The organism is Mesorhizobium sp. M0938 (genome assembly GCF_040319125.1).
Lineage (GTDB): Bacteria > Pseudomonadota > Alphaproteobacteria > Rhizobiales > Rhizobiaceae > Mesorhizobium > Mesorhizobium robiniae.
In genome coordinates this window covers 178450-196487 of sequence record NZ_JAMYNS010000009.1, presented here as the reverse complement: position 1 = coordinate 196487, position 18038 = coordinate 178450, and the positions used below count along the sequence as shown (strand labels likewise).

Genomic DNA, 18038 nt, shown 5'->3' with positions numbered 1-18038 from the left:
CATCCCCGCGCATTGAAACCAGTGGATTTCGGCTAGATAGTTTGCCGCGACGACACGCGCCGGAAACATCCGGTCTGATATGGTGGCAACAGAGACTTCGGAGTGAGGCAGTGGATCAATCGTCCTTTCAAAAACAGCTCGACGCGCTGCGCGATCACCAAGCGGCCAAATCGGGCAGCGTGCGCGAGGCTTTCGCCGCTGATCCGCAGCGCTTCGAAAAATTCTCCGCCACCGACGGCGACCTGCTGCTCGACTGGTCGAAATGCGCGGTCGATGCGCAGACCATGCATCTGCTGGAGAAGCTGGCGGAAGCCGCCGATCTCGAAGGCCGGCGCGCCGCGATGTTCTCGGGCAAGAAGATCAACGTCACCGAAGGCCGCGCCGTGCTGCACACCGCGCTGCGCAACCTGAACGGCAAGGGCATCGTGCTCGACGGCCAGGATGTGAAGGCGGAGGTTGTTGCCGTGCTCGACGCGATGGGGGCCTTCGCCGATGCCGTGCGCTCCGGCAAAGCGGCCGGCGCGACCGGCAAGAAGATCACCGACATCGTCAATATCGGCATCGGCGGTTCCGACCTTGGCCCGGCCATGGCGACGCTGGCGCTGGCGCCCTATCACGACGGGCCGCGCACGCATTACGTGTCCAACATCGACGGCGCCCATATCCACGACACGCTGAAGGGCCTTTCCCCCGAAACCACGCTGTTCATCGTCGCCTCGAAGACCTTCACCACGGTCGAGACGATGACCAATGCCGAGACGGCGCGCGAATGGGTGCAGAAGGCGCTCGGCAAGGAAGCGGTAGGCAAGCATTTCGCCGCCGTCTCGACGGCGCTGGACCTGGTGGCCAAATTCGGCATCGCGTCCGACCGCGTCTTCGGCTTCTGGGACTGGGTCGGCGGACGCTATTCGGTGTGGGGCGCGATCGGTCTGCCGGTGATGATCGCCGTCGGCCCGAAGAATTTTCGTGCCTTTCTCGATGGCGCGCATGCGATGGACGAACATTTCCAGACGGCGCCGCTGGCCAGGAATCTGCCAGCGCTGATGGGGCTGATCGGCTGGTGGCATCGCGTGATCTGCAAATACCCCGCCCGCGCCGTCATTCCCTATGATCAGCGCCTGTCGAGGCTGCCGGCCTATCTGCAGCAGCTCGACATGGAATCGAACGGCAAGAGCGTCACCCTCGACGGCGGCGCTGTGACCACGCCGACCGGCCCGCTGGTCTGGGGTGAGCCCGGCACCAATGGCCAGCACGCCTTCTTTCAACTGCTGCACCAGGGCACCGACTTCATCCCGGTCGAATTCCTAGCCGCGGCAATCGGCCATGAGCCGGATCTCAAGCATCATCACGATCTGTTGCTCGCCAACTGCCTGGCGCAGTCGGAGGCCTTCATGAAGGGCCGCACGCTGGAGGAAGCGCGCGCGCAGATGCTGGCAAAAGGCAAGAAGTCAGCCGATGTCGACAGGATCGCGCCGCACCGCGTCTTCTCCGGCAACCGGCCATCGGTGACGATCCTCTACAGACAACTCGACCCGCATACGTTCGGGCGGCTGATCGCGCTCTATGAGCACCGCGTCTTCGTCGAGGGCACGCTCTTCAACATCAATTCCTTCGACCAGTGGGGCGTCGAGCTGGGCAAGGAACTGGCGACCGGGCTGCTGCCTGTCGTGGAAGGCAAGGAGAATGCCGCAAAGCGGGACGCGTCGACCGCTGGACTGGTGGGACACATCCACCGACTGCGCGGATCGGAGTAACCGGCTTGGCCGAGATCAAGGGAATACTGTTCGACAAGGACGGCACGCTTGTCGACTTCAATGCAACATGGCTTGGCGTTGCCGATTTCATGGCAATGGATGCGTCGGAGGGCGACCGCTGGAAGGCCGACAGGCTGCTTGCCGCGGCGGGCTTCGATTTCGCCACCAAGCGCTTCAAGCCTGATTCCATCTTTGCTTCCGGCTCCAACATGGATGTCGTCGAGCTTTGGTTTCCGCGTCTGTCCGACGAAGACCAGATGCTCGCCGTCGCCCGGTTCAACGAGATCACGTCGGCTCAGGGGTCGGCGATGGCGGTGGCGCTGCCTGGCATCGTCGAGACGCTTGGCGTTCTTCACAGGAAATCCTACCGCCTTGGCGTGGCCACCAACGATTCGACCAGCGGCGCGGAAAGGACATTGTTGACGCTGGGCGTCGCGCAGCTATTCGACGCCGCCTATGGCTACGATGCGGTAGCCAATCCGAAACCGGCGCCAGATACGGTCCTCGCCTTTTGCGACCTGACCGGCCTGAAGCCGGCCGCGATCGCGATGATCGGCGATAGCCGTCATGATCTGGAGATGGCGCGGGTCGGCGGCTGCGGGCTGGCTATCGGCGTGCTCTCCGGCACCGGCACGCGCCAATCGCTTTCGCCGGTCGCCGACGTCATCCTGGATTCCGTTGCCGATCTGCCCGCCTTTCTTTCGGCGAGGGTCAGGGAGGCGATCTAATGCATGTCGCCCAAAAGTGCGCAGCGGTTTTGGGCCAACGACATGCATAAAACAAAGACTTAAAGCTCGCCTCCGGGCAGCGCCGGGCCGAACGAGAAGACGCCGCTCGGCTTCATCCCGGCGTCGCCGATTTCGCCGACATCCCGCACGCGGTACTCGGCCAACAGGCCAAGTCGCGAGCGGGGCAGGTAGGCGCGGCCCGGGTCGCCGATCAGTACATCGATGCCGGCGGCCAGGCAGCGGTCGAGGAAGGGGATGACCCGGTCGGCGAGGTCTTGCCCGTAAAACAAGTCGCCGACCGCCACGACATCCACCGGCGGCGGCGGATCATCGGTAATGTCCTCGCCGACGACCGTGATCGTAACGCCATTTGCCGCCGCATTGAGGCTGAGCGCGGCGACACCGTTACGATCGATCTCGGCCGCGATCACTTCGCTGGCTCCGGCCTTTGCCGCGGCGATGCCGACGATGCCTGAACCGGCGCCGAGGTCGAGCACGCGACGCCCTGACACGGACTCCGGCCGATCGAGGATGTAGCGGGCAAGCACCGCACCGCCGGCCCAGGCGTAGGCCCAGTAAGGTGGCTGGGGCTCGGGCCTGTCCTCGTCAGATTCAGTTCCGTCTTCGTCCGGCTCGGCTCCTCGTCCATGTGGATGCGTGAGCCGCCACAGACCACTCGTTGGGTGGGCTGCGTAAAGCCGGATTTCTGGAAGTGCGGGAACAGGAACGATCCGCATGTTCGCCTTGATGAATGTCAGCGGATCGGGGAGGGAAAACGTACCCGCCGCGTCTACAGGAAGGCAATCGCCCAAGTCTGTACCTACCCTCGTAGCGCCCGCCGCAGGATCTTGCCCACCGGCGTCTTCGGCAGTTCGGTCCGGAACTCGATGTATTTTGGCCGCTTGTAGCCGGTCAGGTTCTCGCGGCAATACACAGTCAGCATCTCGGCGGTCAGCAACGGATCCTTCTTGACGACGAACAGCTTTGGCACTTCGCCCGAATGCTCGTCCGGCACGCCGATCGCCGCCACTTCAAGCACGCCCGGATGGAGAGCCACGACCTCCTCAAGCTCGTTCGGATAGACGTTGAAGCCGGACACGAGGATCATGTCCTTCTTGCGGTCGACGACCTTGGTGTAGCCGCGCTCGTCCATGAAGCCCATGTCGCCCGACTTGAAGAAACCATCCTTGGTCATCACCTTGGTCGTCTCGTCCGGCCGGTTCCAATAACCGGCCATCACTTGCGGTCCGCGGATGCAGATCTCGCCGACTTCGCCGAGCGGCAAATCGTTGCCGTCGTCGTCGCGGATGGCGATCTCGGTGGACGGCAGCGGCAGGCCGATCGTGCCGGTGAAGTTGCCATCGCTGAATGTGTTGGCGGTAGCCACCGGTGAGGTTTCCGAAAGCCCGTAGCCCTCGGTGACCGGGCAGCCGGTGAGCGTCTTCCAGCGTTCGGCGACACCCTTCTGCACCGCCATGCCGCCACCCAGCGTCAGGATCAGCGGCTTGAAATCGAGTTTGCGGAAATCCTCATTGTTGAGCAGCGCGTTGAACAGCGTGTTGAGGCCCGGAAAAATGTGGATCGGGTATTTGCCGAATTCCTTGACGAAGTTGGGAATGTCGCGCGGATTGGGAATGAGTATGTTCCGGCCGCCCATCTGCATGCCCATCAACGCGTTCACCGTCAGCGCGAAGATATGATAGAGCGGCAGCGCGCAGATGAGGTTGAGATGGGCCGGCTTCGGCTTGACCGTGTAGGCATCTTCGATCCAGAGCGCGTTCTGCGCGACATTGGCCAGCACGTTGCTGTGCAGCAGTACTGCGCCCTTCGAGATGCCGGTGGTGCCGCCGGTATATTGCAGGAAGGCGATATCGTCGGCAGCGACCTTCACTGGCTTGAAATTCATGCCGGCGCCTGCCTTCAACGCCGCGTTGAACTTGACATGGCCCGGCAGCGACCAGGCCGGCACCATCTTCTTAACGCGGCGCACGACGAAATTGACGATCATCCCTTTCAGGCCGCCAAGCATGTCGCCCATCGCCGCCACCACGACATGCTTGACCGCCGTCTTGGCGATCACCGCCTGCAAGGTGTTGGCGAAATTCTCGAGAATGACGATGGCTTGGACGCCGGAATCCTTGAGCTGATGTTCCAGCTCGCGCGGCGTGTAGAGCGGGTTAATATTGACCACGATATACCCGGCGCGCAGCACTGCCATCATCGCCACCGGATATTGCAGCACGTTCGGCATCATTATCGCCACGCGCGCGCCTTTCTGCAGTCCCTTCGATTGCAGATAGGCGCCGAAGGCGGCCGATTGCCGCTCGACTTCCGCATAGGTGATGGTCTTGCCCATGCAGGTGAAGGCCGGTCGGCCGGCGAACTGCTTGCAGACGTCGGCGAGCAGATCGCCGATGGAGCCGAAGGGCAGGGCGCCGATCTCGGCCGGAACGACTTTCGGGTAGCTTTTGAGCCAAGGCTTTTCCGGCAATCGGGCGGTAGGCGCCTTCGGCGATCTCCTGGCCGAACTCGGCGCCGATGAAGCCGTTGTCGCCTTCGGCTTGGCCGCGGCAACGGCTTTGCCGGACGGGGATATTGGCTTGTCGAGGCTGGCCGGTTTTGCGGCAGCTTTGGCCTTCGCTTTCGCTGGTGCCGCCATCCTTGGTGCTTTTGTCACCTGTCCCTCCCTAGGTTGTTCTTTTTGTCTTGTCTCTGCTTGCCTGCCGCGTCGTCTCCGAGTGATCGAGACGCCCCTCCGCTGCTGCCGGCGTCAAGGAAATCCAGCATGCCATCTATGTATTGCGACTATCGGCAGCGGTGCAAGTCTGCCCCTGCGGCAAGACGGGAAAGAAAATCTTCCACGCCTATAATAGGCCGAAGGTCACTATCTTCGGCCACCGGGCACGTTGAAGATAATAAAAAAATGCAGTCGTTAACAATACCGTGATCGGCAAGAATCGACATTTCGTTCTCTTTTTTCGGGGACATGCAGAATTAAATTCTGCTTCCCATGGGGTAGGCAAGCGGGGTGTTCCAAAGCCGGAAAAACGGTGCTTATATGCGCGCTTCGCGAGCCTGATAGAGGGGCTTGGAAGAACATCAGGGAGTCCTCCATGAAAAAGAAACTGACTTTTGCGGCAGCGTTGCTGGCCGCAAGCGTCCTCGGCGGCATGGCCAATGCGAAGCAATTGGTCTACTGCTCGGAGGCGTCGCCCGCCGGCTTCGACCCGTCGCCGTGGAGCGGTGGCAACGACTTCGACGCGTCGTCGCGCACTATCTATTCGCGCCTGGTCGAGTTCGAACACGGCAAGACCACCATCACGCCCGGCCTCGCCGAGAGCTGGACGGTTTCCGACGACGGTCTCGAATACACGTTCAAGCTTCGGCCGGGCGTGAAGTTCCAGACCACCGACTACTTCACGCCGACGCGTGATCTCAACGCCGACGACGTGATCTTCTCCTTCGAACGTCAGTGGAAGAAGGAAAGCCCGTGGTTCAGCTATCTGGAAGGCACCGGCTGGGAATATTTCACCGGCATGGGCTTCCCGGATCTTCTCAAGGAAATCGTCAAGGTCGACGACCTGACGGTGAAATTCGTGCTGAACAAGCCTGAAGTCGCCTTCCTGCCGGACCTCGGCATGGATTTCGCTTCGATCGTCTCCAAGGAATATGCCGACCAGCTCGACAAGGCCGGCACCAGGCAGCAATTCACCCAGAAGCCGGTCGGCACCGGTCCGTTCCAGTTCGTCGACTACCAGGTCGATGCGGTCGTGCGCTATGCGGCATGGGACGGCTATTATGGCGGCCGTCAGAAGATCGACGATTTGATCTTCGCCATCACCACCGATCCGGCCGTGCGCGCGCAGAAGCTGAAGGCAGGCGAGTGCGATATCATGTCGTACCCGGCACCGGCCGACATCGCCGGCCTGCAGGCTGACCCAAACCTCAAGGTCGACGAGCAGGAAGGCCTGAATATCGGCTACATGGCCTACAACACGACGCTGCCGCCCTTCGACAAGGTCGAGGTCCGCAAGGCCCTCAACATGGCCGTCAACAAGCAGGCCATTCTCGATGCGGTCTATCAGGGCGCTGGCCAGGCGGCCATCAACCCGATCCCGCCGACGATGTGGTCCTACAACAAGGACGTCAAGGACGATCCGTACGATCCGGATGCGGCCAAGAAGATGCTGGCCGACGCCGGCGTCACGGATCTTTCGATGAAGATCTGGGCCATGCCCGTCAGCCGCCCGTACAATCCGAACGCCCAAAGGGTCGCGGAACTGATCCAGGCCGACTACGCCAAGATCGGTGTGAAGGCTGAGATCGTCAGCTACGAATGGACCGAGTATCGCGAACGCGGCAAGCAGAAGGACCGCGACGGCGCCTTCCAGCTCGGCTGGACCGGCGACAATGGCGATCCGGACAACTTCCTGTTCCTGCTCGGCTGCGATGCCATTGGCCAGTCCAACTATGCGATCTGGTGCAACCAGGAGTTCGAAGCCCTGTTGCAGAAGGGCAAGGCGACAACTGATGTCGCCGAACGCACCAAGATCTACGAGGAAGCTCAGGTCGTGTTCAAGCGTGAGGCCCCGTGGCTGACCATCGCCCATTCCAAGGTCTTCATGCCGATGAACAAGAAAGTTTCGGGCTTCGTCATGGATCCGCTCGGCATTCATCGGTTTGACGGCGTCGACGTCACCGAATAACTCCTGAGAAATTGGACGGCGGCGCTGGACTTCCGGCGCCGCCGTTCTATGAAGTAAGATGCTCCGCTATCTCCTCCACAAGCTCGCTCTGATCATCCCGACCGTATTCGGCATATCGCTGGCGGCGTTCGCTTTCGTCCGGCTTCTGCCGGGTGACCCGATCCTGGCCCTGGCCGGCGAGCGCGGCGTCAGCCCCGAACGCTACGCAGAGCTTATCGAGCGGTTTGGCTATAACAGGCCTTATGTCATCCAGTATCTGGAGTATATCGGCAGGGTCCTGACCGGCGACTTCGGCATATCGATCGCCACCAAGCGGCCGGTGCTCGGTGAATTCCAGGCGCTGTTTCCGGCCACGCTGGAACTGGCGACGATCGCGCTGATCATCGCCGTACTCATCGGCATTCCCGCCGGCATCTTCGCAGCGGTCAAGCGCGGATCATGGTTCGACCAGGCGACGATGGGCGTGGCGCTGACCGGCTATTCCATGCCGATCTTCTGGTGGGGGCTGCTGCTTATCATCTTTTTCTCCGGCTATCTCGGTTGGACGCCGGTCTCCGGTCGCATCGGCCTTCAGTATTTCTTCAAGCCGACGACGGGCTTCATGCTGATAGATAGCCTGATCTCCGGCAAAAGCGGCGCCTTCAGGTCCGCCGCCAGTCATCTGATCCTGCCGGCGATCGTGCTGGCGACGATTCCGCTCGCCGTCATAGCGCGCCAGACGCGTTCGGCGATGCTGGAGGTTCTGGGCGAGGATTATGTCCGCACTGCCCGCGCCAAGGGCCTGGCGCCGCGCCGCGTCATCGGGCTTCATGCCTTCCGCAACGCGCTGATCCCCGTTGTCACCACCATCGGTCTGCAGGTCGGCACTCTGATGGCCGGCGCCATTCTGACCGAAACGATCTTTTCCTGGCCGGGTATCGGCAAGTGGATGATCGACGCGATCGCCAAGCGCGACTATGTTGTCGTCCAGAGCGGCTTGCTGATCATCGCCCTGATTGTCATGGCGGTGAACCTGATCGTCGACGTGCTCTATGCCGTCATCAACCCACGTATTCGGGTGCAGTGAGATGACCGACCAAACCACGGCAGAAGCCACCGCCGCATCGATCCCGACCGGCGGCCGGCAACGCGCCTTCACCGAGTTCTGGCATTACTACTCGATGAACACCGGCGCCGTCATCGGCCTGGTCGTGTTCTCGGCTCTGGTGCTGGTAGCGATTTTCGCGCCGCTGGTGGCGCCGCATTCGCCTGACGAACAGTTTCGCGATGCGCTGCTGACGCCGCCGGTCTGGCAAGAGGGCGGCAAATCGATGTTCCTTCTGGGCACCGACGCCGTTGGCCGCGACATGCTTTCGCGGCTGATTTTCGGGGCGCGGTTCTCGCTGTTCATCGGTCTGGTCGTCGTCGTTTTCTCGCTGACCAGCGGCATCATCCTCGGCGTGCTCGCCGGCTATTTCCGCGGCTGGGTCGATACGCTGATCATGCGCATCATGGACGTCATTCTGGCCTTCCCGTCGCTGCTCCTTGCCCTGGTTCTGGTGGCGATCCTCGGGCCTGGCCTGTTCAACGCCATGCTGGCGATTGCGCTGGTGCTGCAGCCGCATTTCGCGCGGCTCACGCGCGCGGCCGTAATGGCCGAAAAGAACCGCGAATATGTGATCTCCGCCAAGGTGGCCGGTGCCAGTCACGTCAGGCTGATGGTGAAGACGATCTTGCCGAATTGCATGGCGCCGCTGATCGTGCAGGCGACGTTGTCCTTCTCCAACGCCATTCTCGAGGCCGCGGCTCTCGGCTTCCTCGGCGTCGGCGCGCAGCCGCCAACGCCGGAATGGGGAACGATGCTGGCAACGGCACGCGAGTTCATCCTGCGCGCGCCTTGGGTGGTGACCTTCCCCGGCCTTGCCATCCTGATCACGGTGCTTGCCATCAACCTGATCGGCGATGGCCTGCGCGACGCCTTCGACCCCAAGCTGAAGAGGTCGTGACCATGCCTCTTCTCGAGATCAAGAACCTCACCGTGTCCTTCGATACCGCCGCCGGACCGTTCATGGCGGTGCAAGGCATCGACCTGTCGATCGAGCCGCGCGAGGTGCTGGCGATCGTCGGCGAATCCGGCTCCGGCAAATCGGTGGCGATGCTTGCGGTGATGGGGCTTTTGCCGAATACGGCGACGGTGAAGGCCGACCGCATGGCGTTCGACGGTATCGACCTGCTTGAGCTCAGTCCGTCCGAGCGCCGCAAGATCGTCGGCAAGGACATCTCGATGATCTTCCAGGAGCCGATCGCCAGTCTCAATCCATGCTTCACCGCCGGCTTCCAGATCGAGGAGGTGCTGCGCTTCCATATGGGCATGGACCGCGCCCAGCGCCGGGCCCGCGCCATCGAGCTGATGAAGCTGGTCGGCATCGCCGATCCGGAAGAGCGGCTGAATTCGTTCCCGCACCAGATGTCGGGTGGCCAATGCCAGCGCGTCATGATCGCCATCGCCATCGCCTGCAATCCGAAGCTGTTGATCGCCGACGAGCCGACCACCGCGCTCGACGTCACCATCCAGAAGCAGATCCTTGACCTCTTGGTTGGCCTGCAGGCCAAATACGGCATGGGCTTGATCATGATCACCCACAATATGGGCGTCGTGGCCGAGACCGCCGACCGCGTCATCGTCCAGTACAAGGGCCGCAAGATGGAAGAGGCCGACGTTCTGTCGCTGTTCGAGCAGCCGAAGAGCAACTATACCCGCGCGCTCCTGTCGGCGCTGCCGGAGAACGCCGTCGGCGACCGGCTGCCGACCATCTCCGACATGCTGTTTGAACCAGCCCTCTCGGCTGCGGGAACCGGGTCTGCAACGGGAGCCGCGTCATGAGCGTGACGGTTCTCGAAGGCAAGAACATCGTGCGCGACTATCATGTCGGGGGCGGCCTGTTTCGCCCCTCGCGCACGGTTCACGCGGTCAAGGGCGTCTCGTTCAGCGTCGACAAGGCCAAGACGCTCGCCATCGTCGGCGAAAGCGGCTGCGGCAAGTCAACGCTCGCTCGCATCATCACGCTGATCGATCCGGCCACGGCGGGTGAGCTCTTCATCGACGGCGAAAAGGTCGATATCGCCAAGGATGGGCTGTCGAAGGAGATGCGCCGCAAGGTGCAGATCGTCTTCCAGAACCCGTACGGTTCGCTCAATCCGCGCCAGAAGATCGGCGACGTGCTGGGCGAGCCGCTGCTCATCAACACCGACACGCCGGCCAACGAACGGCGCGATCTGGCCATGAGGATGCTGAGAAAGGTCGGTCTCGGGCCGGAGCATTACAACCGTTACCCGCACATGTTCTCGGGGGGCCAGCGCCAGCGCATCGCCATCGCCCGCGCGCTGATGCTCAATCCGAGCCTTTTGGTGCTTGACGAACCGGTTTCGGCGCTCGATCTGTCGGTGCAGGCGCAGGTGCTCAACCTGCTCGCCGACCTGCAGGACGAGTTCAAGCTGACCTATGTCTTCATCAGCCATGATCTGTCGGTGGTGCGCTACATCGCCGACGACGTGATGGTCATGTATTACGGCGAGGCGGTCGAATACGGCTCGCGCGACGAGGTCTTTGCCGACCCCAAGCACAGCTACACCAAGACGCTGTTCGCGGCGACGCCGCGCGCCGACGTCGCCAGCATCAAGGCGAGGCTGGCGAAGAAGAAGGCCGCTTGACGCCGAATTGCGGCCGGCAGGCGATGCCGATCAGGACAGCCGAGCGATGATGGTGCGCAGCGCCTCGCCGAAGCGCCGGACCTCCTCGATCGTGTTGTAATGCACCAGCGAGGCGCGGATGGCGCCGCTGTCCATCGAGAGGTTCAGGCGCTTCATCAGCCGCGGCGCGTACATATGGCCGTCGCGGATGCCGATCTGCATCCTGGCCATCTCTTCGACGATCCGCTGGGGTGACAGCGTGCCGATGTTGAAGCAGAAGGTAGGCACGCGCTCGTTGAGACGGGCTTCGTCGGCGACGCCATAGATCGCCGCGCCGCAATCCTTGAGCACGGCGAGCATTTCGCGCGCCAGCACCAGTTCATAGTCGCGGATGGCATTCATGCCGGCGACGAGGTTGTCGCGCCGCGACCGGTTGTTCTCGGCCAGGAAGTTGCGGCCGATCGATTCGAGATACCGCACGGCTGCATCCATGCCGGAGACGTTCTCGTAGATGAAGGTGCCGGCCTCGACCTTGTAGGGTGGCTCGTCGGGGATGAAATCCTCACGGAAGGTCGGCAGCCGCTTCAACGTCTCGAAGTGGCCCCACAGGAAGCCCATATGCGGCGAGAAATTTTTGTAGCCGGAGCAGACCAGATAGTCGCAATCCCAGGCCTGCACGTCGATCAGCCCGTGCGGCCCGTAATGCACGCAGTCGAGGAACACCTCGGCGCCGGCCGCATGCGCGATGTCGGCCACTGCAGCGACATCGACGATCGAGCCGATCGAATGCGCCGTGACCGTGCAGGCGACAAGCCGGGTGCGGTCGGAGATCAGCGGGCGCAAATCATCGACATGGAGATTGCCGTCCTCGCGCATCCGCCACCATTTGAACTTGGCGCCAGCGGGCGCCAGCGCCAGCCAGGTCGCGATGTTGGCGTCATGGTCCATGTCGGTGATGACGATCTCGTCCCGTTCCTGAAGCATCTGGCCGATGCCGAGACTGACGAGGCGGATGAACGAAGTGGCGTTCATGCCGAAACAGATTTCCGAAGGACTGTAGGCATTGATCAGCAGCGCCACGCTTTCACGCGCGTCGGCGATCGCTTGATCGACGGTGACGCTGCGCCCATAGCGGCCGCCGCGCTGCACATTATGCGCGACCAGATGGTTGGTGACCGCATCGAGCACGCTCTGCGGGATCTGCGCGCCGGCGGCATTATCCATGAAGATGAAGTCGCCGGCCTGCTGTAGGGCCGGAAACATGGCGCGGATCGTATCGACCGGGAAGGCTGCGGAGACGTCGCTCGCACTGGGGGTCTGATGCTTGTTCAAGATGGTCTCCTGCGAAGTGCCTGACAGATTGGGAGGCGAAAATTGACAGATGAGAAACTGGCGACGTCAGCGGGTCTTTTCGGTTTTGAAACGGCGTTCCAGCAGGCTGACGAGGCGGACCATCGGCCAGAGAAAAAGGAGATAGACCAGCGCTGCGCCGATCAGCGGCGACGGGTTGGCGTAGAGCGACTGCGCGTTGGTCGCTTCCTTCAGCAATTCGGGCAGAGCCACGGTGGAGGCGAGCGACGTGTCCTTGAACATCGAAACGCAGTTGCTGGTCATCGGCGGAATGACCACGCGGATCGCCTGCGGCAGCACCACCTTGCGCAAGGTCAGTAAAAACGGCAGGCCGAGTGCCTGCGCCGCCTCGAACTGGCCGCGTGGGATGCTTTCGATGCCGGAGCGGAACACCTCGGCCGAATAGGCCGCCATGATGATGGCGAATGCGGTCACCGCGGAGGTCCAGGACGACAGGCGGATGCCGAGAAACGGCAGCGCGTAGTAGATCAGGATCAGCACGACCAGCACCGGCATCGCCCGGAAAATATCGATATAGCCGACCGCCAGCAGCCGCAGTGGTTTTGGCGCATAGAGCCGTATCAGGCTGATCGCCAGGCCGACGGGGATGCCGATGCCGATGCTCAACAGCCCGAGCAGCAGCGTGTTCAGGAAACCGCGCAGCAGCGCTGGCAGGCTAGAGATCATGACATCGGCGTTGAAGAAGGTCTCGAGCAGCGACATGGGGAGCATTCCCGAAAGATTTGGCGTCCCGCGACGCTAAAGCGTGATCCCGAAACACCGAAATAGGCCCTCGGAGTGGATCATGCGTGAAAGAAGGGCTGCGACGTCTGTTGCGCGTCCAGGAGGACGCGCGGCGCTGCCCATGAAGTTGTGCCGGCGTGGAAAGCCGGCACAATCTCGGCATCAGTTGCCGCTTAGGCCTTCGGCATCGGCATTTCCTTGACCGTCGACGAATCGGCGGGCGCGTCGCTGCCGAACCACTTCTTGTGGATCGCGGCCAGCGTGCCGTCCTTCTTCATCGCGGTCAGTGCGTCGTTCAGCTTGCCGAGCAACGGGTGGTCCTTGGCCATCATCAGGCCATACTGCTCGCCGGTCTTGATACGCGCTTTTACGGCGAGATCCTTCATCCTGGTGAAGGAGTATTCGAGGCCCGGGACGTCGCTGACCGCGGCGTCGACGCGCCCGGCGCTGAGGTCGAGCAGCAGGTTCTGCTGCGTGTCGTAGCCCTTCACCTCGCTGAACCCGCCGGCCTCCTGGTGTTGCTTGGTCCAGGCTTCGCCTGTCGAGCCGGACAGCACGCCGATGATCTTGCCCTTGAGGTCGGCCTCGGCCTTGATCGGGCTGTCAGCCTTTGCGGCGATGCCCATGTCGGAATCATAATAGGGTTGCGTGAAAGCCTGCGACTTCAGCCGCTCCGGGTTGATCGTGATCGACGAGATGGCGACGTCGATGCGCTTCGATGTGGTAGCGGCGAACAGGGCCTGAAATCCGAGATCGGCGATTTCCGTGGTCATGCCGATGCGCTTTGCCGCCTCGTTGACGATGTCGACTTCGAAACCTTCGAAAGTGCCGCTTTCGTTCTTGTACTCAAAAGGCGGATTGGTCGGATAGGCGCCGACATTCAGCACGTCCGCGGCATAGGCGGCAGCCGGTGCGGCGGCGATGCCGATGGTGGCGGCGAGAAGAAGCAGGTTGCGACGAGTGAAGCTCATTTTTGTTCCCTCTGGTTCGGCCACTCCCTGTGGCGCTTTTCCACTTCCGCCCCTTTCAGCGCCCTGGTTCCGGACACTGCAGGCGAGGCGGCACCTGAATCAGCATGCGCGGCGTTGCTGCGCGCCGATCAACTGTTGCAGGCGCTCCAGCAGTGCATCCACCGCGTCGCCGGATGTGACCATGCCGGGCGACAGCCTCAGCGTCGCGCCGCGCGCGTCGCAGTAGAGTCGCTCACCGCGCAGCGTCGACACTGTTTTCACCGGGTCGACGTCTTGCGGCAAGGTCAGCATGACGCTGCCGCCGCGCTGGTCTGGATCGAGCGGGGAACGGACCGTCCAGCCATTGTCCAGCGCACAAGCGATAATGCGCTCGGCCATGCCGGCGTTCTGAGCGCGGATCGCGTCGATGCCTGTCTCGGCGACCCATTCAAGGCCAGGCAGCGAGGCGACACTGGCCAGGATGGCTGGCGTTCCATGGTCGAACCGGCGCGCATCGTCGGCATAGGTGAAACTGTCGAGATCCCACGAAAACGGATTTGGTTGACTGAACCAGCCGCGAAGTTCCGGCCGGCATGTTGTCAGAAGATCGGGCGTCACCTGCAGGATGCCTGCACCTGACGCGCCGCACAGCCATTTCAACGAAGTCGAGACGACGAAATCGACCGGCGTCTTCGCAATCGAGAAGGGCGTTACGCCGACGCCTTGGGTGATGTCGACACCGACAATGCTACCCATCTTGCGGCCATGCGCGGCAAGCCGCGCCACGTCGCAGCGGTGAGATGCCGTCGAGGTGACGAAGGTCAGCAAGGCCAGCCCGACATCGTCCTGCCAGCGGGCGATGAAATCCTCGTCACGCACCCAGCTCTCGCCAGGCCGCAGCGGCACGGTGTCGAGGGTGAAGTCGAAGCGCTCGGCCAGACCGGCGAGCAGGAAGTGCAGGCTCGGAAAACAGTCGGCCGCGACCAGCAGGCGCTTTCCCGCCAGGCCCTCGGGCGGCAGGGCGCCGATCAGGCTGTAGAGCGCTGACGTGACGTTCTCGGCGGTGGTCAGCGTGCCCTGTGGGGCTTCGATGAGCGAACTCCAGGCATCGATGAAGCGCTGCCGCGCGGCAAGGGCGGCCGGCCACTGGCCGTCATCTTCCGCCGACCAGACGCCCGAGAATTCCGACAGCGCGGCAGCCATGCGCTCCGCCTTGCCGGGAAAAGTCCCAATCGAATGGTATAGAAAGTAACCAGACACTACGTTTTTGCTCCCTGTGATCATGTGATCACAAAACGGAACGGGGATCAATCGCTGCACTCGAAGAAATGCAATTCAATAGCGAAGATCGGGGTGATTTTCCGGCCACGAGCAGTCGGGATCGGCACATTCCGGCGCCGATCTTGCGGTCAACCCGCAGCCAGCTTCAGGAGGCCTTGCCGAATCCAGCGAACTCGACCGGCCTGGGTTCCGGCACGTCGGGGCAGATCGCGCGCAGCGTCTCCTGCGTCGTCTGGATGTCGGCAACCACCTCTTCGCGGGCGCGCGGGAAATCGCGATCCTTCAGTGCTGCGATGATCGCCGTGTGCCGCCCGGACGGCTCCATCGTGCCGGCGTGCATCAAAGGCGCGACATGGTTGGACAGCAGCCGCATATAGGGGCCGAAGCGCAGCCACAGCGTCTCGATCAGCTGAAACAGCACGTCTGACCCAGACGCGCGATAGATGGTGAAATGGAACTGCTGGTTCTTGGCGATCAGCTCGTAGATGCTGCCATTGCGCCCGATCGCCTGCTGGTCGTCGGTGATCTGCTGCAACGTGGCTATCTCGGAAGCAGTCAGGCGCGGCGCCCCCAGTTCGGCCGCCAAGCCTTCCACGGCGACACGTGCCCGGCAGAGGTCGTCGAGCCGCGCCCGGGTGACGACGGGCACGCAGGCCGAGCCGTTCTGCGATATCTCCAGCGCGTTCTCAGCGGCGAGCCGCCGCAAGGCCTCGCGCACCGGCATGTTCGAAGTGCCGAAGGCTTCGGCCAGCGAGGCAATGGTCAGCACCTGGGCCGGATCGAAGCTGCCGACCATTAGCGCATGCCGAAGCTGCTGGTAAACACCATCCTGGACGGTTACGCGTCCCATTACAGGTTCAAATCCCAGAGCCACGGTTTTTGGTTTCCTTGGGTTTCGACAGAAGCTATGTGCAAGCGATACACTGCCCAGCCGAAGCAGGACGTGATCATCTGATCACAAAATATGCGGGGAGCCAAGCCATCGGGCTGACGCAGGAGTAGCCTCTTCAGGTTCGCCCTTCGTCCTTTACCTCTACCGGGCTAGACAGTGAAACTACTGGATCGCTGCGCTCATCGGCTGCTGTCATTTGAGCGTCGCAGCGTCAGCGGGCGCGCTAAGAAGGCGCGATCGAATGCAGTGTAACGTTGCGTGGACTAACCTTGCCCGCAATTACTCCGGGATCACCGCTGTGGCCTGGATTTCCACCTTGGCGCGATCCTCGACCAATGCCACCACCTGCATAGCGGCCATCGCCGGAAAATGCCGACCGATGACCTCGCGATAGGCCTCGCCAATACCCTTGAGATTGGCCAGGTACTCGGCCTTGTCGGTAAAGTACCAGGTCATCGAAGTGATATGCTCAGGCCTGGCGCCGGCCTCGGCGAGCACTGCGACGATGTTGGCCAGCGTCTGGCGCACCTGGCCGACAAAATCATCGGTTTCGAATTTGCATTGCCCGGTCCAGCCGACCTGGCCGCCGATGAAAATCAGCTGCCCGCGCGCCGCGACGCCATTGGCGTAGCCGACAGGTTTCGCCCAGCCTTCCGGCTGCAGGATGGTGTGCATATCAAGCCTCCCGATACTCAAATCCGGTCGTGATACTCAAATCGAACCAATCCGCAATTTTTTGTCGCAAGCTCGGCCTCAGGCCGCTCCCATCACTTGCCTGGCGATGACCACCTTCTGCACGTCGGACGCGCCCTCATAGATGCGCAGCGCACGGATCTCTCGATACAGGCTTTCGATGATGTGGCCCTTGCGGACGCCGTCGCCACCATGCAGCTGCACGGCCTTGTCGATTACCTCCTGCGCCTTGTCGGTGGCGAACAGCTTGGCCATCGCCGCTTCACGGGTGACACGGGCGGCGCCCATATCCTTGGTCCAGGCGGCGCGGTAGACCAGCAAGGCGGCGGCATCGACATCCAGCGCCATGTCGGCGATGTGGCCTTGCACCATCTGCAGCTCGGCCATTGCAGCACCGAACAGTTTGCGCTCGGCCACTCTGCCGATGCTCTCGTCCAGCGCGCGCCGGGCAAAGCCGAGTGCCGCAGCACCGACGGTCGAGCGGAACACGTCGAGCACCGACATGGCGATGCGGAAACCATCGCCTGGCCGGCCGATCAATGCCGAGGCCGGAATGTGGACATTGTCGAAAGACAGGCGGGCGAGAGGATGCGGCGCGATCACTTCCAGCCGCTCGGCGATGGCGAGACCTTTCGTTTCTGCCGGCACGATGAAGGCGGAAAGCCCCTTGGCGCCGGGCCCTTCGCCGGTGCGGGCGAAAACGACATAGAGATCGGCAATGCCGCCATTGGAAATCCAGGTCTTTTCACCTGACAGCACATAGTCGTCGCCGTCACGCGTCGCCGTCATCTCCATATTGGCGACATCAGATCCGGAGCGCGGCTCCGACAGCGCGAAAGCGGAAATCGCCTTGCCGGCGCGGGTCTTCGCGAGCCAGCGCTGCTGCTCCGGCGTGCCGAACAGGCTGAGCGCGCCAGTGCCGAGCCCCTGCATGGCGAAGGCGAAGTCGGCCAGCCCGTCATGCCGGGCCAGCGTTTCACGCGTGATGCAAAGTGCGCGCACGTCGAGCGGTCCGGGATTGTCCATGTCGAGCGCCGTTGGTTTCAGCCACCCGTCCTTGCCGAGCTTCACCACTAGCTCGCGGCAGGCGGCATCGACATCGTCATGCGCGACCGGCAGGTTTTTCGCACACCAGGCGTCCAGTTGTTCGGCGAGTGCGCGATGGCGGTTCTCGAAAAACGGCCAGTTGAGGAAGGACCGGTCAGGCATTTCTGCCTCCACTGTGCTTCGGGCCTTGCACTCCACGGCGCCCCCCTCTGTCCTGCCGGACA

General features: G+C 62.5%; 16 protein-coding genes. 7 read left to right on the top strand and 9 right to left on the bottom strand.

Annotated elements, in window-relative coordinates; translation table 11 throughout:
- Positions 1-110: 110 nt before the first annotated feature.
- Positions 111-1754: a glucose-6-phosphate isomerase gene (gene pgi, locus NKH73_RS18205; RefSeq protein ID WP_352934271.1), complete on the top strand. Its 1644-nt coding sequence runs from the start codon at positions 111-113 to the stop codon at positions 1752-1754.
- A gap of 5 nt (positions 1755-1759) precedes the next feature.
- Positions 1760-2482 carry an HAD family hydrolase gene (locus NKH73_RS18200; RefSeq protein WP_352934270.1) on the top strand — a complete coding sequence of 241 codons (723 nt, stop codon included), beginning with the start codon at positions 1760-1762 and terminating at the stop codon, positions 2480-2482.
- Positions 2483-2541: 59 nt separating this feature from the next.
- On the opposite strand, the gene NKH73_RS18195 is transcribed toward NKH73_RS18200, so the two are convergent.
- Both NKH73_RS18195 and NKH73_RS18190 read right to left on the bottom strand, forming a co-directional pair.
- The gene (locus NKH73_RS18195; protein ID WP_352934268.1) at positions 2542-3219 is read right to left on the bottom strand and encodes a class I SAM-dependent methyltransferase; all 678 of its coding nucleotides are present in this window, start codon (positions 3217-3219) and stop codon (positions 2542-2544) included.
- An 83-nt stretch (positions 3220-3302) separates the two neighbouring features.
- On the bottom strand, positions 3303-5141 hold the full coding sequence (locus tag NKH73_RS18190) for a long-chain fatty acid--CoA ligase (RefSeq protein ID WP_352934480.1): 1839 nt from the start codon (positions 5139-5141) through the stop codon (positions 3303-3305).
- Between the two features lie 454 nt (positions 5142-5595).
- Between NKH73_RS18190 and NKH73_RS18185 the strand changes: the two genes are divergently transcribed.
- Genes NKH73_RS18185 through NKH73_RS18165 form a run of 5 tightly spaced genes read left to right on the top strand, consistent with a single transcriptional unit; the run spans position 5596 to position 10878 of the window.
- Positions 5596-7188 carry an ABC transporter substrate-binding protein gene (locus tag NKH73_RS18185; RefSeq protein WP_352934266.1) on the top strand — a complete coding sequence of 531 codons (1593 nt, stop codon included), beginning with the start codon at positions 5596-5598 and terminating at the stop codon, positions 7186-7188.
- A gap of 58 nt (positions 7189-7246) precedes the next feature.
- On the top strand, positions 7247-8254 hold the full coding sequence (locus NKH73_RS18180) for an ABC transporter permease subunit (protein ID WP_352934264.1): 1008 nt from the start codon (positions 7247-7249) through the stop codon (positions 8252-8254).
- Position 8255: 1 nt separating this feature from the next.
- The gene (locus NKH73_RS18175) at positions 8256-9173 is read left to right on the top strand and encodes an ABC transporter permease subunit (protein ID WP_352934261.1); all 918 of its coding nucleotides are present in this window, start codon (positions 8256-8258) and stop codon (positions 9171-9173) included.
- 2 nt (positions 9174-9175) lie between these two features.
- Entirely contained in the window at positions 9176-10051 is an 876-nt protein-coding gene (locus tag NKH73_RS18170; RefSeq protein WP_352934477.1) for an ABC transporter ATP-binding protein, read from the top strand.
- On the top strand, positions 10048-10878 hold the full coding sequence (locus NKH73_RS18165; protein WP_352934259.1) for a dipeptide ABC transporter ATP-binding protein: 831 nt from the start codon (positions 10048-10050) through the stop codon (positions 10876-10878). Before NKH73_RS18170 ends, NKH73_RS18165 begins: the two co-directional genes overlap by 4 nt.
- Positions 10879-10908: 30 nt before the next feature.
- On the opposite strand, the gene NKH73_RS18160 is transcribed toward NKH73_RS18165, so the two are convergent.
- The 7 genes from NKH73_RS18160 to NKH73_RS18130 all read right to left on the bottom strand — a co-directional run bounded on the left by NKH73_RS18160 (position 10909) and on the right by NKH73_RS18130 (position 17976).
- Positions 10909-12189 (bottom strand): cysteine desulfurase-like protein, encoded by a 1281-nt coding sequence (locus NKH73_RS18160; protein WP_352934255.1) that lies wholly within the window; start codon positions 12187-12189, stop codon positions 10909-10911.
- 66 nt (positions 12190-12255) lie between these two features.
- Positions 12256-12930 (bottom strand): amino acid ABC transporter permease, encoded by a 675-nt coding sequence (locus NKH73_RS18155; protein WP_135933560.1) that lies wholly within the window; start codon positions 12928-12930, stop codon positions 12256-12258.
- A 194-nt stretch (positions 12931-13124) separates the two neighbouring features.
- Complete coding sequence (locus tag NKH73_RS18150) at positions 13125-13922, bottom strand: ABC transporter substrate-binding protein (protein WP_352934253.1); 798 nt, start codon at positions 13920-13922, stop codon at positions 13125-13127.
- Positions 13923-14021: 99 nt separating this feature from the next.
- Complete coding sequence (locus tag NKH73_RS18145) at positions 14022-15161, bottom strand: aminotransferase class V-fold PLP-dependent enzyme (protein ID WP_352934251.1); 1140 nt, start codon at positions 15159-15161, stop codon at positions 14022-14024.
- Between the two features lie 166 nt (positions 15162-15327).
- On the bottom strand, positions 15328-16056 hold the full coding sequence (locus NKH73_RS18140) for a GntR family transcriptional regulator (protein WP_352934249.1): 729 nt from the start codon (positions 16054-16056) through the stop codon (positions 15328-15330).
- A gap of 297 nt (positions 16057-16353) precedes the next feature.
- Positions 16354-16749 (bottom strand): RidA family protein, encoded by a 396-nt coding sequence (locus NKH73_RS18135; protein ID WP_352934246.1) that lies wholly within the window; start codon positions 16747-16749, stop codon positions 16354-16356.
- Positions 16750-16827: 78 nt separating this feature from the next.
- Positions 16828-17976, bottom strand: a complete 1149-nt coding sequence (locus NKH73_RS18130; RefSeq protein ID WP_352934243.1) for an acyl-CoA dehydrogenase family protein — start codon at positions 17974-17976, stop codon at positions 16828-16830.
- Positions 17977-18038: the final 62 nt, after the last annotated feature.

Coding starts and splice junctions, on each gene's coding strand:
- NKH73_RS18195 (WP_352934268.1), bottom strand. CDS start 3,219: ATGCGGATCGTTCCTGTTCCCGCACTTCCAGAAATCCGGCTTTACGCA.
- NKH73_RS18190 (WP_352934480.1), bottom strand. CDS start 5,141: ATGGCGGCACCAGCGAAAGCGAAGGCCAAAGCTGCCGCAAAACCGGCC.
- NKH73_RS18185 (WP_352934266.1), top strand. CDS start 5,596: ATGAAAAAGAAACTGACTTTTGCGGCAGCGTTGCTGGCCGCAAGCGTC.
- NKH73_RS18180 (WP_352934264.1), top strand. CDS start 7,247: ATGCTCCGCTATCTCCTCCACAAGCTCGCTCTGATCATCCCGACCGTA.
- NKH73_RS18175 (WP_352934261.1), top strand. CDS start 8,256: ATGACCGACCAAACCACGGCAGAAGCCACCGCCGCATCGATCCCGACC.
- NKH73_RS18170 (WP_352934477.1), top strand. CDS start 9,176: ATGCCTCTTCTCGAGATCAAGAACCTCACCGTGTCCTTCGATACCGCC.
- NKH73_RS18165 (WP_352934259.1), top strand. CDS start 10,048: ATGAGCGTGACGGTTCTCGAAGGCAAGAACATCGTGCGCGACTATCAT.
- NKH73_RS18155 (WP_135933560.1), bottom strand. CDS start 12,930: ATGTCGCTGCTCGAGACCTTCTTCAACGCCGATGTCATGATCTCTAGC.
- NKH73_RS18150 (WP_352934253.1), bottom strand. CDS start 13,922: ATGAGCTTCACTCGTCGCAACCTGCTTCTTCTCGCCGCCACCATCGGC.
- NKH73_RS18135 (WP_352934246.1), bottom strand. CDS start 16,749: ATGCACACCATCCTGCAGCCGGAAGGCTGGGCGAAACCTGTCGGCTAC.
- NKH73_RS18130 (WP_352934243.1), bottom strand. CDS start 17,976: ATGCCTGACCGGTCCTTCCTCAACTGGCCGTTTTTCGAGAACCGCCAT.